Genomic DNA, 18,735 nt, shown 5'->3' with positions numbered 1-18,735 from the left:
AACGTAAAGCAGGAGCGTGGTGGAGTGATGGACAGTAAGGAACGTTTCTCCGATCGAGTAGATGTGTATGCGAAATACCGTCCGACCTATCCACAGTCAGCAATCGATTATTTGTACGAAACGGTACGCTTCACGCCTCAGAGCGAGATCGCTGATGTCGGCGCGGGAACAGGCATTTTCTCCGAGCTGCTGCTTAATCGCGGCAGCAAGGTCGTTGCTTTGGAGCCGAATGAGGCGATGCGAAATGCGGCGGTGGCGAGGCTTGGCGGCGATGGCAGATTTCAGGCGGTGAATGGCTCTGCAGAAGTAACCGGACTCGCGGACCAATCGGTTGACTACATTGTCTGCGCCCAGTCCTTCCATTGGTTCGACCGTGCACGAACGGGGGCTGAGTTCAAGCGGATTTTACGCCCTGGCGGTAAAGTCGTGCTCATTTGGAACACACGGCTTACGGAAGGTACACCGTTTCGGGAACAATACGAGCAGCTGATTCTTACGTATGGAACGGATTACAAGACAGTTAGTCAAAAGAATATTTTGCCCGAGGATCTCGCTGCCTTCTTCCATAACGGGGATATGCAGGCAGCGCGGTTTGCCAATGATCAACGGCTCGACTTTGAAGGCATGATTGGAAGGCTGACGTCTTCCTCTTACATACCGATGCCTGGCGCGCCGGGCTATGAAGCGATGATGGCAGACCTGCGGAGACTATATGATCAATACCAAGAGAATGGCTGCGTGACTTTCGAGTACGAGACCGAGCTCTACTGGGGCTCTTTATAGGCACATCTTCGTAAAGTTTACATATGATGCCTCTGACAGCTATTGTTTGGAGGGGTTCTATGTATTCGTATTATTACTCGCCGATGGATCGTTACTGGAGGGAAATGACCTATAAGTCGCTTCCGGAGGCGCTCACGCTCATCAAGCAATCTGTGGAAGGCGAGCGCGAGGACGAACTGTTTTACGATTATTTGATATCCGTTGCTCCTACGAAGGAGGAACAGCAGATTATTGCTTCCATTCGGGACGATGAGCGGAAACATAATCAAATGTTCCGTCAGATTTATCATGATCTGACCGGGCAAACGTTGCCAGCTTCGCAGGCAGCCGCTTTCGAGAAACCGGCGTCCTATCTGGCAGGCGTAAAGAAGGCGTTTTTCGGCGAACTCGGGGCTGTCGAGCGATATCGGGACATTCGTGCAGGACTGCCAAGCCGCTATCACCGTGATATGGTATTTGAGATTATCACGGATGAACAGAAACATGCCGATAAGTACAATTATATTATGATTCTAAATGCCAGCCGTCCTACGTAATGTCCGAATAAGCGCATACGAAGGCAAGGACCATCCACCGGGGTGGTCTTTGTTGGTTTATAATACATATCAACAAGCATGTGATTCAATTACGGGATAGAGATGAGGATACATGTTGAAAATCGATCGTTTACTCATATTCGCAGTCGCCGCTGCGTTCATCGCTTTGCAGCTGTCGGGCGCAGATTGGCTCGTCTGGGCGCTGGGCGGACTCGTCTTCATCGCCATGGCGGTGCTGCTGCCTCAGCTTCGAGGGATGACGCTGTGGCTGACTTCCGCTTTTCTCGCCGGCGGCGTGGTGCTCCTCATTGTTCAGCAGGCAAGCGCCCGCGTCTGGTTCGAGTCGGCGGGCATTAACGCGACGCTTGTGACACTGTTCGTCTTCGCGCCGTTATTCGGAATTCCAGTGCGTATACCGGCGTACGTCGAGGCGCTGCGACGATTCTACGATACGAGCCTCAGAAGCAGCACGGTCATGTTCCTCGGCACGCAGCTGCTCACGCAAATTATGGGCGCGTTCATTAATGTGGGTTCCATTCCGGTCGTGTACCATCTTGCCTTCGTTAAGCCGCGGCCGAAGATGGAAGGGCTGCTCGCAGGAGCTTTGAACCGAGGATTCGCGGGGGCGATTTGCTGGTCGCCGTATTTTGCCGCGATGGCGATCGTGACGACGGCGCTCCATCTGAACTGGTCTTCGCTGCTGCCGTACCTGGTTGTGCTGTCGCTGCTTACGCTGATAGTGAGCTTCTTGATGGATTTCTCAAAGTTGAAGCGAGTGGGCGGGGAGGAGTCCGAGGTGTTGGTGGAGTCGGGGCAGGCTGAAATCTCGGAGGTCTCGGAAGTCGCGGCGTTGCCGGAAGCTAGCAAGAAGGCTGCTTTTCCGGTAGGGCTCGCTGTGTATCTGATATGCGCCATTGGCGTGATTCTCCTGCTGGAGCCGCTCATTGACGTGCCGATGGTCATCATCACGTGCATGTCCGCCGTTATTTTCCCGGTCATCTGGTGCTTCTTCAAAGGGGCGATGGCGACGTACCGCCAAGGGCTGATCAACCATCTGACGGTCACGCTTCCTGCACTGAAGAAAGAGATTACGCTGTTTCTCGCCGCCGGCTTCTTCAGCGGAGCGGTCGGAGCGGTCGGCTTCGGCGCGTTCGTGCCGAAGATGCTAAGCGTGATTCCGCTGCCGATTGACGTGGCGTTCTCGCTGCTAGCGCTCGTGCTCATCGCCGGCACATCGATTATCGGCTTGCATCCGATCGTGCTCGTGAGCGTCTTCGCCAATGGCGTCGATCCGCACAGCGTAGGGGCAACGCCGACTTATATGGCCGTGCTGCTGCTCGGCAGCTGGGCCGTCTCGAACACGGTATCGCCAGCGTCAGCGGTGAACAATCTGCTGTCCGGGCTGTTCAAGCGAACCGTATTCGAGCTGGCGCGGCCGAACTACAAATTCGCCGCCTTCATGGGGGCGGCGGTCATTGTTTACCTCATGCTGCTGCTAGAGTTCTAGCTCTGCGAACGAAGCGCTTGGCGAACGAGCGGCGCCACTTTCGTGCCGAGCAGCTCAATCGCGTGCAGCACTCCCTTATGCGGCATCGTGCCGACGTTCACGTGCAGGAAGAAGCGCGTGACGCCGAGGTTCTTGCGCAGCAGCACGATCTTCTCGGCGACGTATTCCGGATCGCCGACATAGAGTGCGCCGCGCAGGCTGCGCGCGGCGTCGTAAGTCGCGCGCGTATACGGCTGTCCCCAGCCGCGCTCGCGGCCGATGACGTTCATCTGCGCGGCGGTCGGCGCGTAGAACAGATCCGCCGTGCGGTCGTTGTCGTCGCCGACGAAGCCGTGCGAGTGCGTCGCGATTTGCAGCTTCGACGGGTCATGACCCGCGGACGCGGCGGCGCGCTTGTATAGATCGACCAGCTGCGCGAATTGCTCCGGCATGCCGCCGATAATGGCAAAAGCGATCGGCAGCCCGAGCAGTCCTGCACGGATAGCCGATTCGGCGTTGCCGCCGCTGGCGATCCAGACCGGAAGCGGCTCCTGCACGGAGCGCGGGTACACGCCAAGGTTCTCGATGGCCGGGCGATGGCCGCCGCGCCAGTCTACCTTCTCCGAAGCGCGAATCTTGAGCAGCAGCTCCAGCTTCTCTTCGAACAGCGCATCATAGTCTTCCAGGCTGTAGCCAAACAGCGGGAACGACTCAATAAACGAGCCGCGGCCTGCCATAATTTCCGCGCGCCCGTTCGAGATGCCGTCGAGCGTCGAGAACGCTTGATAGACGCGCACCGGATCGTCCGAGGACAGCACCGTTACGGCGCTCGTCAGACGGATTCGTTTCGTAACCGCCGCGCCGGCCGCCAGCACAACGGCAGGTGCCGTACCCGCGTAGTCCGGACGGTGATGCTCCCCGATGCCGTACACATCAAGGCCGACCTGATCGGCGAGCACCATCTCCTCCACCGCATTGCGAAGCCGCTCCGCGTGACTCATCGTTTTGCCTGTCACCGGGTCCGGCGTCGTCTCCAGAAACGTACTAATTCCAATTTCCATTGCAGGTGTTGCTTCGTTCATCTTGGTAAGCCTCCTTTATAGCTCTAGTTTACTCATTCCGCTTCGGCACTACAAACCGTTATAATGGATGGAGAACGATAGCCTATGAAAAGTCGGGAGGATGAAAGACGCGATGAACATTACGGTGAATCAGAAGGGCAGCTCGAATGTTGCCATTATTGAGAGCGATGAGGTCGTGATCGGCAGTGTGCAGGACGCGCTCGACCTGATGGCGACCATACAGTATAACCACGACGGCTGCTACAAGCTGCTCCTGCATAAGTCGGCTATTGCCGAGTCGTTCTTCGACCTTAGCACGAAGCTGGCGGGGGACATCCTGCAGAAGTTTACGAACTATAAGGTGAACCTTGCGATTGTCGGCGACTTCAGCGGCTACGGCAGCAAGAGCTTGAAGGATTTCATCTACGAGAGCAATCACGGCAAGCAGTTCTTCTTCCTGCCGGATGAGCAGGCGGCGCTTGCGGCATTGCACAATGTCCGGTAAGCCCCTCTACACGATCGGTTTTGCCCAAAAATCATTGCGCGAGTTCGTCTCCCATCTGCAGGGCAATCAGGTGACTAAAGTCGTCGATACGCGGCTGAACAACGTGTCGCAGCTTGCAGGCTATGCCAAGAAAGACGACCTCAGCTATGTGCTGGAGCTCGTCCATATCGACTATACGCATGACCTTGATCTTGCACCGACGAAGGAGCTGCTCGAAGCGATTAAGCAGAAGCAGGTGTCGTGGTCGGAGTTCGAGAAGCTATTCATCGATCTGATTGCGAAGCGGCAGATTGAGAAGAAAGTGGGCGAGCTGTTCGGGGAAGGCGAGATCGTCTGCTTCATGTGCAGCGAGCATAAGCCGCATCAGTGCCACAGGAGGCTGCTGGCGGAATACGTGGCCGAGTACAAGAAGGACCTGCAGATTCACCGCTTGTACTAACAGTAACCACCCTTGGCCCTAACACTAACCACCTTTGGCCCGCTATATGGGATAAATCCACTTATTTTGATCAAAACCGCCGTTTCTCGGTATCTATATTGGATTTTTCCACTCATTTTCAGCCAAAGGGTCCATAAAGCCGGTGTCGAGCGAAAATGAGTGGATATTTCCATTATAGGCTGCAATTTCGGCCGTTTGAGCCCTTTTATGTGGGATAAATCCACTACAGCCAGCTGCCCGCCAGCAGCCTGGCCACTCAGCGAAGCCGCCAGCCGCCAGCCGCCAACCCGTCCACCAGCCCCACTACCCAGCTATCCACCCATCGATCGGATCACCCAGTCTAGTAACCCGCCCAGCCCATCCACCCGCATGACTGCCTAGTTACCCAGCCACACCCTGAAGCTTACTCAGCTCATCCGTGATCGACTCGATCATAGTAACGAAGCTCGCAAGCTCCTTCGAGCTCTCGGCCTGGGCGCGCGCGAGCTTCACCGTCTCGTCGTTACGCTGCTTAACGTCCGCGATGATCGTGTTCATGCCGCGCAGCTTCTCTTGAATCGTCTTCGACGATTGCTTGGAGTTCTCCGCCAGCTTGCGGATTTCCCGCGCGACGATTTCGAAGCCGTAGCCGGCCTCGCCGGCACGTGCTGCTTCGATAGCGGCATTGAGGCCCAGCAGGTTCGTCTGGTCAGCGACTTCCTGAATAACCTTGCCCATCAGCTGAATGTCCTTCATCTGCGTGTTCAGCTGTTCGACTTTATCATGCGAGTCCTCTTGCAGCTGCGCGGTATGCGTTGCGGTATGAGCGACGGATTGTGTGCTTCCCGTCAGCTCGATCATCATCGTTGCGAGCTCCTGCACGGCAGCGCTGATCGTCGTAATCATCATCTGGCGATCATCGGCCATCTTCTGGACGAGCGCTTTCTCGTCCTTCTCGTACGCTTCGAGGACGAGCTGGGAGTCGAAATTGAACATTTTGGACAGGGCCTGAATAATTCGGAGCCATTCATCCGGCACGACGCTCATCAAGAAATGAGTCGCGATGTCGAGATATAACATATACGTCCCGAGGTACCATTCCGTCGTCAGTCCGATGCGCGAGTGCAGGGAGCCGATATAGAGGCGCTTCTCGATGAAGGCCTCGTCAATCAACCCGGCGGTCATCGTCTGGAAATACCAGATTTGTGTGGATTTCAGCCTCTCGATCGTACTGTGGGCGGTAATAATGGCAGCCAGCTCAGGCTGCTTATAGACGCGGGCGTAGAGCTCGTCCACGACCAGCTCCGTAATTTGCTTGAATGTTTGCTCATGGGACTTCAAGAATGCGAGTGTATCATTCGTAATGCCTATATAATCAAGCTGTTTCTTCCTGGCTTCAGTTACGTTAATCATAGCTGCAGTCGCTCCTCTTGTAGGTGTTGCTTTCATCCTACCTGATGCGCGTGCATGGGGATATTAGGGAATTCACTGAAAATCCGGGGGGAAAACACTGAGTTAGACGTGGATAGTTCCTAGGTTTGGCTTGCATAGAAAAGAAAGAAGCCCGGCACCGCTCACGCGGCCGCTGGGCTTTCTGATTATTTTGCGATAAGTGCATCAGCCGGAGATGTCAGATAAGCGGCCAACCGGTCCGCGCTAGCCTTGATTTCCTCATCGGTCAGACGAGGCGCATGGTAAACGACGAACGGTTCTATATACTTCATCTCGGTTAGCAGAACCGTCGCTTTCAGCGGCAGGATCAGCTGATCCAGCGTATAGAGGCTTGGGCCGTCCGGTCGATACGATTCTTCTGGTCGGCCGACAGAGATGGCTAGTATGTACTCTTTGCCCTTCAACTGGTTGCCAGTGCCATACCCGAAGCCGTACGTGTACACTTCATCCTGCCATTTCTTCAGAAGCGACGGGGTGCTGTACCAGTAGAACGGGAATTGAAACACAATCCGGTCGTGCTGGAGCAGAAGCAGCTGCTCCGGCTCTACATCAATCGCTTCGTCCGGGTACGTCTCATACAGATCATGCACGGTAATCGAAGGCTCTTGCTGCAGCCGTTCCTTCCACAATCGGTTCACGCGCGATTCCTGCAGCTTCGGATGGGCGAGTACGACTAGTGTCTTCATGTTGTAGGAACTCCTCTCGTCCAGATGTACGGTTTATTGAGCGCCGAGGTAATCCTCAAGCACGGATACGATCATCTGATGATCTTGGTCGCCAGGCAAGCCCGATGCGGAGATTGTGCCGACTACGCCGACGTTCTTAATGAGCAGCGGGAACGAGCCGCCTTCTGCCGCATAATCCTTCGGATCGAGGCAGGCGCCTTCAACCGAGCCGCCCTCAACTTTAAATTTCACATGCATATAGTACGAGCTGTGGCCGAAGTGGTGCACCACGTTGCGCTTGCGCTTGATCCACATATCGTTGTCTGCCGTCGTGCCGTTCATTTTCGTATGGAAGAGAAGCTCGCCGTTGCGTACGATGGTGACCGCAATCGCCTTCTGCTCCTGCTGAGCTTTCTGAATCATTCGCGTACCGATTTCAAAAGCCGTTTCGTTCGTAAAAGTCGTAAATTGCAAGTCCTGCTCCTGCTTCAACAGACGTTCCAGTTCAGCTTGATCATTCGTCATCGTAAGCACATCCTATCGGTTCGTATTGTACAGCATTAATAGTACTACAAGTGGAGTGCGAAGCGAAATGCCGCGGCTGGTAAGCGGGCATATTGGTCGGGTATACTTGTCCTATATTCCGATAATTAGGAGCTGAGTCGAATTGGAAACGAAACCGCAGAAAATTATGACGTTTCTTATGTTTGAAGGTAAAGCCGAGGAAGCGATGAACTACTACCTCTCCGTCTTCGACCAATCTGAAATTGTAAGCATGCGCAAGTATGGCGCAGGCGAGCTAGGACCGGAGGGAAGCGTGATGATGGCGACTTTCAAGCTGGCCGATCAAATGTTCATGTGCATCGACAGCCACGTGAAGCATGGGTTTACATTCACGCCGGCGATCTCCCTCTATGTGACGTGCGAGACGGAGACTGAGATTGATCGTGCTCACGAGATGCTGTCGAAGGGCGGCGGCGTGTTAATGCCGCTCGGGGAATACCCGTTCAGCAAGAGATTCAGCTGGGTGCGGGACCAATTCGGCGTGACATGGCAGTTGACGCTAGCTTAATAGCACTTCGTCAGCCCGGTTACCAGTTATCAGGTGAAGTAGGCCATCTCCACTCGGAGGTGGCTTTTCTGCGTATCTATAGTTTTTTGGGCAATCGCTTTAATTCGGTAAAAGGATTACGGCGAAAAATGTCGAATACAGTCGAATATAAACAAAAATTGTAAGAAATAAATGTCCAAAACCAGGGGGAAACGATGGCGGCCAAACCAGTTAGAGACAGCAACGCACTTACTTTGATGACATTGCCAACCAGCGCTTCTCAGCGGAGATCGGCATTTCTTGTTGGCGCCTTTCTGGTGTTCATTTCGCTCTGCATTTTACCTGTCGCTCATGTTAAGACGATGGACACGCCGGGATTCTTCCCTACCGTAACCTCTACGGTCATCTGTTTTAACTTCATTACGGCGTTCGTGCTGTTCAATCAATTCCGTGTGAATCGCTCTCCGGGCGTACTGGTGCTCTCCGCAGCTTATCTGTTCTCGGCGCTCATTACGATCCCGCTCTTGCTGTCGTTTCCCGAGTTATTCACGAAAGCGGGCCTGATGAATGAAGGCAGGCAGACGCCTTCCTTGCTATATGCGATTCTGCATGGCGGCTTCGGGCTGCTCGTCTGCATGTATTTGTTCGTAAGCGTCCGTTACCGGAAGGTGCAGTGGAGCGTGCGGCAGGTTCGTGCCTGGTCCGTGGTCATGCTGATCTCGGTCTTCACCATCGCGACCGGCATTACCGTATGGGTGGCATGCAGCAGTTCTTCGCTCCCTGTGCTCATCGTGAACGGCAAATATACCATGCTGTTTAAGTGTGGGCTTCTTCTCACGTTTCTGATTTCATTAGGCGCCTTTATCGGGCTCCTGCTGAAACCGGGGACGAGGTCGGTAACCGACCTCTGGCTCGCTGTCGCCGTACTGGCTTCGGCGCTTGATGTGCTGCTGTCGATCAACTCGGTGCATCGCTACGATTTCAGCTGGTACATGGCCAAGTGGAACAGCTTCATGAGCGGGAATATCTTGCTCGCGGTTCTTATCTATGAGCATGTCCGGCTTTACTATAATATGACCGAGCTGTATCAGCATCTCCTGGAGCAGAGCGAGCTTGTCGAGGCGAAGGAGAAGGCGGAATCCGTCAACAGGGAGCTGCTGCTGGAGAAGGTACAGGTACAGGAATATCAAGAGCATCTGGAAGAATTGGTTGCGCAGCGCACGAAGGAGCTGGCGGAAGCGAAGGAAACGGCGGAATCCGCCAATCGCGCGAAGAGCGAGTTTCTGGCCAATATGAGCCATGAGATACGCACGCCGATCAATGCGGTGATCGGTCTTAATTATTTGCTGCAGCAGACCAAGCTGAACAGCCGGCAGAAAGATTACGTGGACAAAACCATTAGTTCCGCCAAAAGTTTAGTCGCCATCATCAATGATATTTTGGATTTCTCCAAGGTCGAGGCGAAGAAGATCACGGTTGAACAGATTGATTTTGACCTGTACGAGGTGCTGAACAATCTTTCGAACATGATCAGCTTCAAGGCGTATGACAAAGGGCTGAGGCTGCACTTCTCCATCTCGCCCGAGGTGCCGCAGATGCTGACGGGTGACCCGTTTCGCCTGAATCAAGTGCTGCTCAACTTATCGAACAATGCGATTAAATTTACGGAGAACGGCACTGTATCCATCTCGGTCAAAGCTGTTGTGAAAGAAGAGCATGACGTCATGCTGCAGTTCGCCGTTCGCGATACGGGGATTGGCATATCCGAAGCGCAGCAAAGGCTGTTATTCCGTGAATTTACGCAGGCCGATATGTCGACGACCCGAAAATACGGCGGTACCGGACTTGGCCTTGTCATCAGCAAGAGCCTCGTGGAGCTCATGGGCGGGAATATTCAGGTGGAGAGCGTTGTTGATTCGGGGAGCTGCTTCTCCTTTACGTCGAAGTTTGGCTATAGCGCGGGAGCTGTCGCCAAGAGTGAATTGCCGCTGCCGATTAAATTTCTGCGCATCCTGATCGTGAGCGACAATGCGGAAATGAGCCTCGTGTTGAAAAGCCAGCTTGAGCAGTTCCAATTCATAATCAACACGGTCGATGAAGCCGGCAAGGTGATGAGAGAGATTGAGCTGCATGGCCCGTATGATCTAATTATTCTGGATCGGCAGTTGAACGGCGCTGAAGTGACGCAGCTGGCCGAGCGGATCAAGACGAGCTTCCCTGCTGCAGAACAGGATATTGTGCTCATGGGCTCCTACTACGAGTCCGAGACGAATGCGGATTCGTTCTCGCCGGCGATCAAGAAAATGCTCCATTATCCGATCAGCCAGTCGCTGCTGTACGACGAAATTATGGGTCTGGTTCAACCGCATGTGAGCACGAAGCCGAGCATGAAGCAGGAGCCGGATTTCGAGACCAATTTCCCCGTGCTGGGCGAGGCCGTCATTCTGCTCGTGGAAGACAGCGAGATAAACCAGATGGTCGATAAAGAGATTTTGAAAGAAGTTGCGGGGCATATCGATGTGGCGGATAACGGCCAAGAAGCGGTGAAACATGTGGAGGGCAAGAGGTATGACGCCATTCTGATGGATCTGCAGATGCCGGTTATGGACGGCTACGAAGCTGCACGAATTATTCGGAGGCTGGCGAATGGCAGCGACACGCCGATTATTGCCATGACAGCCGACGCGATGAAGGGCGTGGAAGAGAAGGTGCTCGCTGAGGGGATGATTGCTTACATCACGAAGCCCTTTGACCCGATTCAGCTCTACAGTGTGCTTCAGCGAGTAATCCAAGCCTCGAGAGCGCACGAAGGCGCAGAAGCTGCAGAAGCTGTCGCCGCCGTTGCCGAACGTTCCGAACCTGTCTTATTCTTGGACAGAGAAGGAGCAATGAAACGCTTCGACTTCAGTGAGACGGTATACAGCCAGATTCTGCGTGCATTCGAGGACGATTACACGGAATCGGCTGTCGGAATAAGGAACGTCCTGGCAAACGGGGATATAGAAGGTGCCGTCAGACTGGCGCACACGTTGAAGGCGGACGCCTTATGCATCGGCGCGAAGGAGCTGTCCGCCTTGTCGGGCGAGCTGCAAATCGCGATTCGGGAGCGTCAGACGGAGTCGATAGAGCGTCTTCTGCCCGAGTTCGAGCATATGCTGCATGAAGTTCTCTACGCGATCAAGCACGGATAGAGGGCATAGGCTATCCTCTGCAGCTATACGTGATCCACTGCCGCTGCAGTGCCGCAGTACTTGTTCAGCATCCGCATCAGGACGGCCTTCTCAATCGGCTTCGTGACAATATCGGTAATACCGGCTTTGAGATAGTTATCGTGATTCTGTGCGAACGCATCGGCTGTGAGCGCGATGATCGGCAGGTAAGCGAACCGCTTGTCGGCGCGAATCCGTCTCGTCGCCTCGCAGCCATCCATCTCCGGCATATGGATGTCCATGAGAATGGCATCCCAAGCCGATTGCTCCAGCAATTGAAGCACCTCATGGCCATTGTTCGCCACTTCTACGTAATACCCGCTGCTTTGCAAAATTTCGATCCCGATAATTTGATTAATCTCGTTGTCTTCGGCGAGAATGACTCGCCGCGCGCCGCGGCTTGCAGCTGCTGCAGCCACTGTGTTCGTGCTTATTGGCTCCGGCAGCACCGGAGCAGCAGCGTGCGTAAGTAAAGCCACCAGCCGCTGATACAGCCGAATTCGGCTGATCGGCTTCAGCAGAATGCCGCCGCTCGAGAGCTCTTCTATCGTCGTATGCAGCAGCGCATTGCGCACGTTGGCCGTCGCCATAATGATGCTCGGAATGCGCCTCCGGCGGGCTTCCTTCGTCAGGTTCGTCCATAATCCGGTCGTGAGCGAGGGCTGCGACGCATCAACGAGCACCACGTCCACATCTACGTGCAGAGGCTGATTCGGCCACGCTTCGGAGACGAACACTTCCATTCCCATCGACAGCAGCAGCTGCCGCATATGGGACGTCGACAAGGATCGGCTTCCGAGCAGCAGCGCGCGCCGTCCGGCCAGCTCCTTGAACATGGCAGCCGCAGGCAGCGGCAGCTCAGAAGCCTGCTCGAGCGGCAGCTGGAACGTGAACTTGCTGCCCTGCCCTTTCTCGCTGGCGACGTCAATCGTGCCGCCCATCATTTCGACCAAGTGCTTGCATATGATGAGGCCGAGCCCGGTGCCCCCGTATTTGCGCGTTGTCGAGCTGTCCGCCTGCGAGAATGGGCGGAATAGTTGCTTCAGCTGCTCCGGCAAAATTCCGATGCCCGTATCTTGCACGCTGAATCGAATCCTGCGCGCGGCCTCGGCATCGTCGATGACTTCAGCTTTAATATGTATGGAGCCGGACTCCGTGAACTTGATTGCATTGCCGCACAGATTGAGCATGATTTGCTCCAGACGGAGCGGGTCGCCGATGATTGTACCCGGGCAGTTGTCCGCAATGTCGAACAGCACTTCAATCGGCTTATTGTCGATAAGCAGTCCGGTCATATCCGATAGCTTGCCGAAGAAGGCGTCGAGCTGGATCGGCACATGCTCGAGCTCGATTTTGCCAGCTTCGATCTTCGAGAAGTCCAGAATATCGTTAATAATCGAATGCAGGGCGTTCGAGGCGGAATTGATCTTGGACAAGTACTCTTGCTGCACGCTGGAGAGCGACGTATTCATTAGAATTTGCGTCAGCCCGATAATGCCGCTGAGCGGTGTGCGGATCTCGTGGCTCATCGTCGCAAGGAACTGGCTCTTCGCTTGGTTCGCTTCATCGGCGAGTATGCGCTTATGGCGTTCGGTAATGTCGGTGAAGAAGACGATGAGCTCCTTCACCAGGGCGTCCCGGAATACCGGCTGAATGGCGACGAGCAGCTCAACGCCTGCAATATGGACCTCGAACCTCGATTTCTCGCCGGTCTGGAGCACTTTGCCGTAGTGGACTTGAAGCAGAGTAATCGTTTCTCTGGGCAGCGCTTCAATATCATCGCAATACAATCCGACGATATCTTCTGACTTCAGGCCAAGCGATTCCAGAAGCTGACCGGTCATCATCGTGCACAAATAGCGAGACGATTGCACGGACACTTTGTAGATGAGGCCAGGCTGCAGGCGAAGGACCTCATGATACTCGTTCTTCAACAGCTCCATCTGCCGGGCGAGCTCGCGGTTGCGTCTGAAGAAGCGCCATAGCAGAGCCGTTGTGGATCCGCCAATAAGGTTAATCGCGAGATGCTCAGCGACGTAAGGCTGAAGGGGGAAGTTGAACACGAATACATAATCGACAACGAGCACAGTAGTTAAAAAAAGCAGCATATAGAGCCACTTGCGCGTATGTGAGCGCAGCTTGATCGAGATGAACCCGCAGCCGAGCGCGATAATCATATTGGCGCAAAGAACGGTCACGAAGAGGGATGGCACTTGTATGGTCCGGAATACGATCACCATGCTGGCTGTTATGACGGACGAAATCGGGCCGCCGAAATAGGCGGACATGAGGATCGATACGAATCGGGAGTCGATGACATGGCGATCGTCGAGCGCGGCGCCGAAGAGGATCAGCACAATGCCAAAAAGACCGTGGACAACGCCAACGGCCAGCTTGTAACGCCAAGTGCGGATGATATTCGGCTCTTTGTTATAGAACAATTGTCCGGCAATCACAATAAATACAGATAAAATCGAGAGATTAGTAATTAAATCGCGAATTGTATTCATTACGCAGGACTCCATTCTACTTCTTTAGTAGGATGCTGTAATGAATTTATTCGACCTTATTGCTCATTTTCCTTTAATAGGGATATCTTCCGTTGTCGAAATTGCTCGACCGTTTGGTTAAACTTCTGCAGCAATTGGCCGAATTGTTCACATTCCTCTTGCGACCATTCCCCAAGTAGAAGCGTAAAGAACTGATGGCGAAGCTCCTTCGCCCGGCGTAAGAAGCTGCTGCCTTCCTCTGACAGCTGCAGGAGGCTTACTCTCGCATCCTTCGGATCGGAGGTGCGCTCGACAAAGCCCTTGGCTTCCAGCGACGCGATCTGCCGGCTCGCGGTGGAAATATCGAGCTGCAGCGAGGTCGACATTGCCTTCAAGCCGACCGGCCCATTCTTCTTCAAATGCTGAAGCAATAAATAAGTGGAGCGATCGCAGTCATGCTCGCTCAAATATGCGATGCGGGCGGCTTCTGCCCGACGTATGAAAATTGCCATTTCCTGCTGCAGCAGCTGCATCGTGCTGTTATCTGTAATCATTTTCGTTCACCGCTTATTCACTTTTTTGTCAACTTCTGAACGGTAATTGACATCTTAAAAACTTGTATAATACAATCATATCGATAGTTGTATCTTACAACTAATTGACCGGACAATCAATTGTATTATTCTAGCGACTCTATGAATGGGGTCTTTGCGGGGTGAATAACAGAGATGAAAGGCGAATTAAATCCGGTGCTGCAATTAAGGCAGGGCGTCGGGCAACTTGTCCGCTTGAAGGTGCTGCCTGCGCCATACCGGCATAAACAGAAGGTTGAGGTGCAGCATGCGATCAGCGCCATAGACCGGGTCTGGCATGACGGATCGGTGCGGAGCGGCGCTATTTTGCGTGCGACTGGCGGCAAGCATGTCATTTCGCTCGCGCATGTCGACACGACTGCGGAGGAAACGGCGGCGCCGAACCGTTTTACAGTAGAAATTAGCGATCATCGGACGAATCAAGGCTTCACGTCGATCGAGCAAGGTTCGAATTTATCGCATTTTGTGAACATCGTTCACTTTGCTCCGGAGAAACGAGAAGAACTGATCGCCCACTTCGAGCATACAATCCCCTATATGCGCAAACAACCGGGGTACGTATCGTCGAATTTGCTGCTTAGTGTCGATCAGCCGCTGGCCATCAATATCGGTCAGTTCGATTCAAGCAAGCAGCTCAGAGCGAGCATGCGCAAGAAAGAGGTGCTCGGTTCGTTTGCCAAGGGATATCCGCTCGGCATCATGGCTACGGTGCTCGGCGTGCTGCCGAAGCCGCCGCAGCTGCATTTGTGCGAGCTGGCTCATGTTGTCGGAGGAAGTGCATAGTGCTAGCAACGTTAGAGGGAGCTGATGTGGGGTGCCTTTTCTGAGAAGGCTGCTTAACCGCAGATTTATTTATTTTACCATTATATTGTTGGTCAAGGGTTTATTGGCTTGGTCGGTCGTGTTCGACGAGGGACCTTCATGGATGACCGTCGTAACGGAAATTCCGTTCTTCTGGGTCGTCTTCTGCTTGATTGAATGGCTGGCGAGCAAACGCAAAATGCTGTATTACATGATCGTGAACCTGCTGTTTACGTTACTTTATTTTACCGTCCTCATGTATTACAAATATTACGGAATTATCGTTACGTACCATGCGCTCCGTCAGGCCGATAAGGTAACGCAGGTCGGCAACAGTACGTATTCTTTGCTGGACCCGTACTATTTATTTATTTTCGTCGATATTATCGTGCTTACGTTCATTCTGTGGCGTCCGAAGAACGTCTCGTACCAGCAGGCAGTCAGCGCTCGCCCGGTGCGGAAGAAACGCGGCATTATCGCGCTGTTCGCAGTGTCGCTGATGCTGTGCTTGCTTAACATCTGGCCGAACCGCGCCAGCATGAACGAAAACAAACAGGCGGAGGAAATGGGCATTCTCAACTATGAGGTGTACACGATCTTCGCGGATTCGACGGAAGATGATGACCTCGTCCCGATGGATCAAATCACCCAGAGCGAGATCGATAGGCTGAAAGGGATCGAGCAGCCGCTGCAGCCGAAGTACTTCGGTGCAGACAAGGGTAAGAACGTCATTATCCTGCAGATGGAATCGTTCCAGGATTTCCTCATCGGCCTGAAAATCGACGGTCAGGAAATTACGCCGAATATGAACAAGCTGGCGGCGGAGAACTTCCACTTCAACCGCTTCTATACGATGGTTGGGCAAGGCACGACCTCGGATGCCGAGTATGTGGTGAATACATCGCTATATGTGCCGAAGCACGAAGCGGCGACGGATACGAACGTGGCCAAGGCGCTTCCAAGCTTCCCGAAACTGATGCATGCCAACGGTTACGACACGGCGACATTCCATACGAATGCCATCGAGTTCTGGAATCGGACGGAGCTGTACAGCGCGATTGGCTGGGATAAGTATTACGACCAAGCCTGGTACGGCGATGACGATCACGTTGCATTCGGTTCTTCCGATGAAGTGCTGTATGCGAAGACGATTCCGGAGCTGAAGAAGATGGACGAGAGCGATAAGCCGTTCTACGCGCAAGTGATCTCGATGAGCGCGCATCATCCGTTCGACCTGCCGGAGCGCAAGTACAAAATGCAGCTGCCTGAGCGTTTCGAGGGAACGCTTGTCGGTGACTATATCCGCTCGCAGAATTATGCCGACTATGCGCTTGGCCAGTTCATTGAAGGGCTGAAGGAGAGCGGTCTGTGGAACGACAGCATCATTATGTTCTACGGAGACCACCAAGGGCTGTCGCTCTACTCGCTGGATAACAAGGAGAAGGATCTGGTTGCCGAGATGCTCGGCCATGAATACGGGTATACCGACATGTTCCGGATCGGTGCCGTTCTCCATGCACCAGGCGTTACCTATCCGAAAGTAGTCTCGCAAATGGGCGGAGAAGTCGATATTATGCCAACGATTGCGAACTTGGCCGGCGTGTCGATGGATGGGCAAATTCATTTCGGCCAAGACTTGTTGAACCAGCCGTCCGATATGATTCCGATGCGCCACTTCCTGCCGTCGGGTTCCGTTATTACGAATGATTTCTTGTTCATGCCAGGCATCGCGTATGAGGATGGCACGAATTACTCGCTGGCGAATGGCAGCACGGTCGATCGGGGTATTACGAATGGCCAGTACAACCGGACGCTGAAGCTGCTGAATCTGTCAGACAGCTATGTGAAGCAGCTGCCGGATAAGACGGAAGCGGATAAGCCGGTATCGGCTGTTACGGGGAAAAGGGAATAAGGATATAGAGTGAATGCGGAAGAAGAGCAGACCCTTGGGTCACTGCTCTTTTTGGATTGTGCGCGTGTGCGGTGTGGCGCTGCGAGGCGGGCTCGGGGAGCGGCTAGGCGCAGCGAGAAGGCCGACGGGGATAGCTTTCACCCACATTGACGGAAATCGGCGAGAAAGTGGCAAAGAGAGGTACGTAGTACCCCACATTTGAGAACTATCATTTTATCGAGAAAATCAGTCTATTCGACTGAGAGCGCATCCCTGAGCGCTTCGTTCATGGCCGCGGCGCTGGCGCTCATGGCGTCTTCGAGGCCTACGGCAAAGTGGGCGACAAGCCTGTTGCTCCTTATACTCGGGCGAAGCTGTTCCAGAGTGTGCTCGGACCGCGGCCCCCGACAGTGCGAATGTTCTGATTATCCGTGACAGGATGACCTTGCCCGGTCGTCAGCGTCTGATTCGAATCGCCGCCGGGAGCGTCATGTTGATTCTTGTTCACGCGTAAGCTCCTCTCGAAGTAAATGAAAACTAGCCAAGGGTATTGTTACCAACCGAAGAAAAACATACTCTCCCGCGCTTCCGAATAACGACAAAAAAGCGACCCGCAAGGGGTCGCTTCAGCACGCTTAAACTATAACTATTCAGTCAGTCCATAAATTTTGAAAAGCTCCGTCAGCATCAGGTTCGCTGCCTTAATGCCGCCGGCTGTATTCCAGATCGCGTCGTCCACTTTGTACGCTTGACCGTTCTTCACGGCCTTCAGGTTCTTCCAAAGCGGATCGTTCGTCCATTCCTTCTCCGTGTCGCTCGCTTTGCCGTCGCCCGTCTCATACGTGAAGTAGAAGATCCGGTCCGCATCCGCCTCAGGCAGACGCTCCTTCGTAATTTCGTCGACGAACGTATCCTTCGCGTTCTTCGTCATTTCCGTGCGTGCAAGGCCGATTTGATCGAAAATAATGCCGGAGAACGTGTTCGTATGATAAACGCGTGTTTTGCCTGCCATGAACCGAACGACGGATACCGTTTGATTCAGCTTGTCGCCGGCTTTTGCCTTGAAGTCGTCGATGCGTGCATCAAAGTCGGCGATCAGCTTGTTGCCTTCCTCGGTCTTGCCAACAGCTTCCGCATAAAGCTTGAAGTTAACCTTCCACAAGCCGCGCAGGTCTTCTGCCATTACGGTTGGCGCAATCGCCTTCAGCTGCTCGTAAACTTTCTCTTGGCGCATCTTGTTCCCGATAATGAGATCCGGCTGCAGGCCAGCGATAAGCTCAAGGTTCGGCTGGCTCTCTTCGCCGACAACCGTTACGCCTTCCATCTCGTCCTTGATATGCGGATACCAAGGGTCGCCTGTCCACGATTTCACTGCGCCAACCGGCTTTATGCCAAGGGCGAGAAGTGCTTCCGTTCCTTCGTTCGTTAGAACGACGATTTTCTTCGGCGTGCCTGTAATTTCAGTTTCACCCATGGCATGCTTCACTGTGCGTGTTGCTGTATCGGAAGCCGGCTCAGCAGCCTCGCTGTTCGTATTGGCCGATTCGGTGTTCGCCGACGTGTTGTTTGTGCTTCCCGTATTATTCGAGCTGTTCCCGCAGCCTGCAATTACAACGGCAAAAACGAGAGTCAAGATCGTCCACAGGACAGCGCGGCGGCGAGTGGAGGTGGTGCGTGGTGCAAACATATTCATTTCCCCCTAGTGCTTAATGCGATTTTCTGATCGAGCTGATCATGACGTTGAGAATCGTTATCAGTAACAGGTACCAACTATAACGGCTAAGTGCTGGAGTTG

Annotated in this window: 17 protein-coding genes and 1 pseudogene; 10 read left to right on the top strand and 8 right to left on the bottom strand. The window is 53.8% G+C overall.

Annotated features, from left to right (window positions below):
- The first annotated feature begins 27 nt into the window (after nucleotides 1-27).
- The 3 genes from A8990_RS24750 (at nucleotide 28) to A8990_RS24740 (ending at nucleotide 2,826) form a co-directional block, all read left to right on the top strand.
- The gene (locus A8990_RS24750; RefSeq protein WP_116191716.1) at nucleotides 28-783 is read left to right on the top strand and encodes a class I SAM-dependent methyltransferase; all 756 of its coding nucleotides are present in this window, start codon (nucleotides 28-30) and stop codon (nucleotides 781-783) included.
- Nucleotides 784-842: 59 nt separating this feature from the next.
- Nucleotides 843-1,319: a ferritin-like domain-containing protein gene (locus A8990_RS24745; RefSeq protein WP_116191715.1), complete on the top strand. Its 477-nt coding sequence runs from the start codon at nucleotides 843-845 to the stop codon at nucleotides 1,317-1,319.
- A gap of 112 nt (nucleotides 1,320-1,431) precedes the next feature.
- The gene (locus A8990_RS24740) at nucleotides 1,432-2,826 is read left to right on the top strand and encodes a hypothetical protein (protein ID WP_116191714.1); all 1,395 of its coding nucleotides are present in this window, start codon (nucleotides 1,432-1,434) and stop codon (nucleotides 2,824-2,826) included.
- On the opposite strand, the gene A8990_RS24735 is transcribed toward A8990_RS24740, so the two are convergent.
- Entirely contained in the window at nucleotides 2,823-3,887 is a 1,065-nt protein-coding gene (locus A8990_RS24735; protein WP_245996195.1) for an LLM class flavin-dependent oxidoreductase, read from the bottom strand. The two genes, A8990_RS24740 and A8990_RS24735, sit on opposite strands and share 4 nt — an antisense overlap.
- 112 nt (nucleotides 3,888-3,999) lie before the next feature.
- On the opposite strand from A8990_RS24735, the gene A8990_RS24730 reads away from it, so the two are divergent.
- Together A8990_RS24730 and A8990_RS24725 are read left to right on the top strand one after the other, a co-directional pair.
- Nucleotides 4,000-4,371 (top strand): DUF4180 domain-containing protein, encoded by a 372-nt coding sequence (locus A8990_RS24730; RefSeq protein ID WP_116191713.1) that lies wholly within the window; start codon nucleotides 4,000-4,002, stop codon nucleotides 4,369-4,371.
- Nucleotides 4,361-4,810, top strand: a complete 450-nt coding sequence (locus A8990_RS24725; RefSeq protein ID WP_116191712.1) for a DUF488 domain-containing protein — start codon at nucleotides 4,361-4,363, stop codon at nucleotides 4,808-4,810. The genes A8990_RS24730 and A8990_RS24725 overlap by 11 nt, the downstream gene beginning before the upstream one ends.
- 381 nt (nucleotides 4,811-5,191) lie before the next feature.
- Here the strand turns inward: A8990_RS24725 and A8990_RS24720 are convergent, their stop codons facing one another.
- The 3 genes from A8990_RS24720 to A8990_RS24710 all read right to left on the bottom strand — a co-directional run bounded on the left by A8990_RS24720 (nucleotide 5,192) and on the right by A8990_RS24710 (nucleotide 7,431).
- Nucleotides 5,192-6,202: a globin-coupled sensor protein gene (locus A8990_RS24720; protein WP_116191711.1), complete on the bottom strand. Its 1,011-nt coding sequence runs from the start codon at nucleotides 6,200-6,202 to the stop codon at nucleotides 5,192-5,194.
- Between the two features lie 185 nt (nucleotides 6,203-6,387).
- The gene (locus A8990_RS24715) at nucleotides 6,388-6,927 is read right to left on the bottom strand and encodes an NAD(P)H-dependent oxidoreductase (RefSeq protein ID WP_116191710.1); all 540 of its coding nucleotides are present in this window, start codon (nucleotides 6,925-6,927) and stop codon (nucleotides 6,388-6,390) included.
- A gap of 33 nt (nucleotides 6,928-6,960) precedes the next feature.
- Entirely contained in the window at nucleotides 6,961-7,431 is a 471-nt protein-coding gene (locus tag A8990_RS24710; RefSeq protein ID WP_116191709.1) for a heme-degrading domain-containing protein, read from the bottom strand.
- A gap of 142 nt (nucleotides 7,432-7,573) precedes the next feature.
- Between A8990_RS24710 and A8990_RS24705 the strand changes: the two genes are divergently transcribed.
- Nucleotides 7,574-7,978 carry a VOC family protein gene (locus tag A8990_RS24705; protein WP_425463929.1) on the top strand — a complete coding sequence of 135 codons (405 nt, stop codon included), beginning with the start codon at nucleotides 7,574-7,576 and terminating at the stop codon, nucleotides 7,976-7,978.
- 194 nt (nucleotides 7,979-8,172) lie between these two features.
- Entirely contained in the window at nucleotides 8,173-11,148 is a 2,976-nt protein-coding gene (locus tag A8990_RS24700; RefSeq protein ID WP_116191708.1) for a response regulator, read from the top strand.
- Nucleotides 11,149-11,171: 23 nt separating this feature from the next.
- Here the strand turns inward: A8990_RS24700 and A8990_RS24695 are convergent, their stop codons facing one another.
- The gene (locus A8990_RS24695; RefSeq protein ID WP_181909767.1) at nucleotides 11,172-13,676 is read right to left on the bottom strand and encodes an ATP-binding protein; all 2,505 of its coding nucleotides are present in this window, start codon (nucleotides 13,674-13,676) and stop codon (nucleotides 11,172-11,174) included.
- A gap of 56 nt (nucleotides 13,677-13,732) precedes the next feature.
- Nucleotides 13,733-14,209, bottom strand: a complete 477-nt coding sequence (locus tag A8990_RS24690) for a MarR family winged helix-turn-helix transcriptional regulator (protein ID WP_116191706.1) — start codon at nucleotides 14,207-14,209, stop codon at nucleotides 13,733-13,735.
- Between the two features lie 174 nt (nucleotides 14,210-14,383).
- Here A8990_RS24690 and A8990_RS24685 point away from each other — a divergent pair, with 174 nt between their 5' ends.
- The 3 genes and pseudogenes from A8990_RS24685 to A8990_RS32310 all read left to right on the top strand — a co-directional run.
- The gene (locus tag A8990_RS24685) at nucleotides 14,384-15,031 is read left to right on the top strand and encodes an antibiotic biosynthesis monooxygenase family protein (RefSeq protein ID WP_116191705.1); all 648 of its coding nucleotides are present in this window, start codon (nucleotides 14,384-14,386) and stop codon (nucleotides 15,029-15,031) included.
- 31 nt (nucleotides 15,032-15,062) lie between these two features.
- Nucleotides 15,063-16,961: an LTA synthase family protein gene (locus A8990_RS24680; RefSeq protein WP_116191704.1), complete on the top strand. Its 1,899-nt coding sequence runs from the start codon at nucleotides 15,063-15,065 to the stop codon at nucleotides 16,959-16,961.
- 194 nt (nucleotides 16,962-17,155) lie between these two features.
- A pseudogene (locus tag A8990_RS32310) lies at nucleotides 17,156-17,356 on the top strand (catalase); the annotation flags it as partial.
- Here the strand turns inward: A8990_RS32310 and A8990_RS32305 are convergent.
- Together A8990_RS32305 and A8990_RS24670 are read right to left on the bottom strand one after the other, a co-directional pair.
- Nucleotides 17,299-17,448, bottom strand: a complete 150-nt coding sequence (locus A8990_RS32305) for a hypothetical protein (protein ID WP_245996194.1) — start codon at nucleotides 17,446-17,448, stop codon at nucleotides 17,299-17,301. The pseudogene A8990_RS32310 and the gene A8990_RS32305 sit on opposite strands and share 58 nt — an antisense overlap.
- Nucleotides 17,449-17,586: 138 nt before the next feature.
- Nucleotides 17,587-18,627 (bottom strand): ABC transporter substrate-binding protein, encoded by a 1,041-nt coding sequence (locus tag A8990_RS24670; RefSeq protein WP_425463928.1) that lies wholly within the window; start codon nucleotides 18,625-18,627, stop codon nucleotides 17,587-17,589.
- Nucleotides 18,628-18,735 lie beyond the last annotated feature (108 nt).

It is taken from the genome of Paenibacillus taihuensis (assembly GCF_003386535.1).
Classification (GTDB): domain Bacteria; phylum Bacillota; class Bacilli; order Paenibacillales; family Paenibacillaceae; genus Paenibacillus_Z; species Paenibacillus_Z taihuensis.
Note: the sequence above shows the minus strand (reverse complement) of the source record. Positions and strands in the feature narration are given on the sequence as shown.

Bases quoted from the DNA above. Each gene is read 5' to 3' on its own strand.
- A8990_RS24740 (WP_116191714.1), top strand. From the start codon at position 1,432: ATGTTGAAAATCGATCGTTTACTCATATTCGCAGTCGCCGCTGCGTTC.
- A8990_RS24715 (WP_116191710.1), bottom strand. From the start codon at position 6,927: ATGAAGACACTAGTCGTACTCGCCCATCCGAAGCTGCAGGAATCGCGC.
- A8990_RS24690 (WP_116191706.1), bottom strand. From the start codon at position 14,209: ATGATTACAGATAACAGCACGATGCAGCTGCTGCAGCAGGAAATGGCA.
- A8990_RS24670 (WP_425463928.1), bottom strand. From the start codon at position 18,627: ATGTTTGCACCACGCACCACCTCCACTCGCCGCCGCGCTGTCCTGTGG.
- A8990_RS24750 (WP_116191716.1), top strand. From the start codon at position 28: ATGGACAGTAAGGAACGTTTCTCCGATCGAGTAGATGTGTATGCGAAA.
- A8990_RS24725 (WP_116191712.1), top strand. From the start codon at position 4,361: ATGTCCGGTAAGCCCCTCTACACGATCGGTTTTGCCCAAAAATCATTG.
- A8990_RS24745 (WP_116191715.1), top strand. From the start codon at position 843: ATGTATTCGTATTATTACTCGCCGATGGATCGTTACTGGAGGGAAATG.
- A8990_RS24735 (WP_245996195.1), bottom strand. From the start codon at position 3,887: ATGAACGAAGCAACACCTGCAATGGAAATTGGAATTAGTACGTTTCTG.
- A8990_RS24685 (WP_116191705.1), top strand. From the start codon at position 14,384: ATGAAAGGCGAATTAAATCCGGTGCTGCAATTAAGGCAGGGCGTCGGG.
- A8990_RS24720 (WP_116191711.1), bottom strand. From the start codon at position 6,202: ATGATTAACGTAACTGAAGCCAGGAAGAAACAGCTTGATTATATAGGC.
- A8990_RS24700 (WP_116191708.1), top strand. From the start codon at position 8,173: ATGGCGGCCAAACCAGTTAGAGACAGCAACGCACTTACTTTGATGACA.
- A8990_RS24695 (WP_181909767.1), bottom strand. From the start codon at position 13,676: ATGAATACAATTCGCGATTTAATTACTAATCTCTCGATTTTATCTGTA.
- A8990_RS24730 (WP_116191713.1), top strand. From the start codon at position 4,000: ATGAACATTACGGTGAATCAGAAGGGCAGCTCGAATGTTGCCATTATT.
- A8990_RS24710 (WP_116191709.1), bottom strand. From the start codon at position 7,431: ATGACGAATGATCAAGCTGAACTGGAACGTCTGTTGAAGCAGGAGCAG.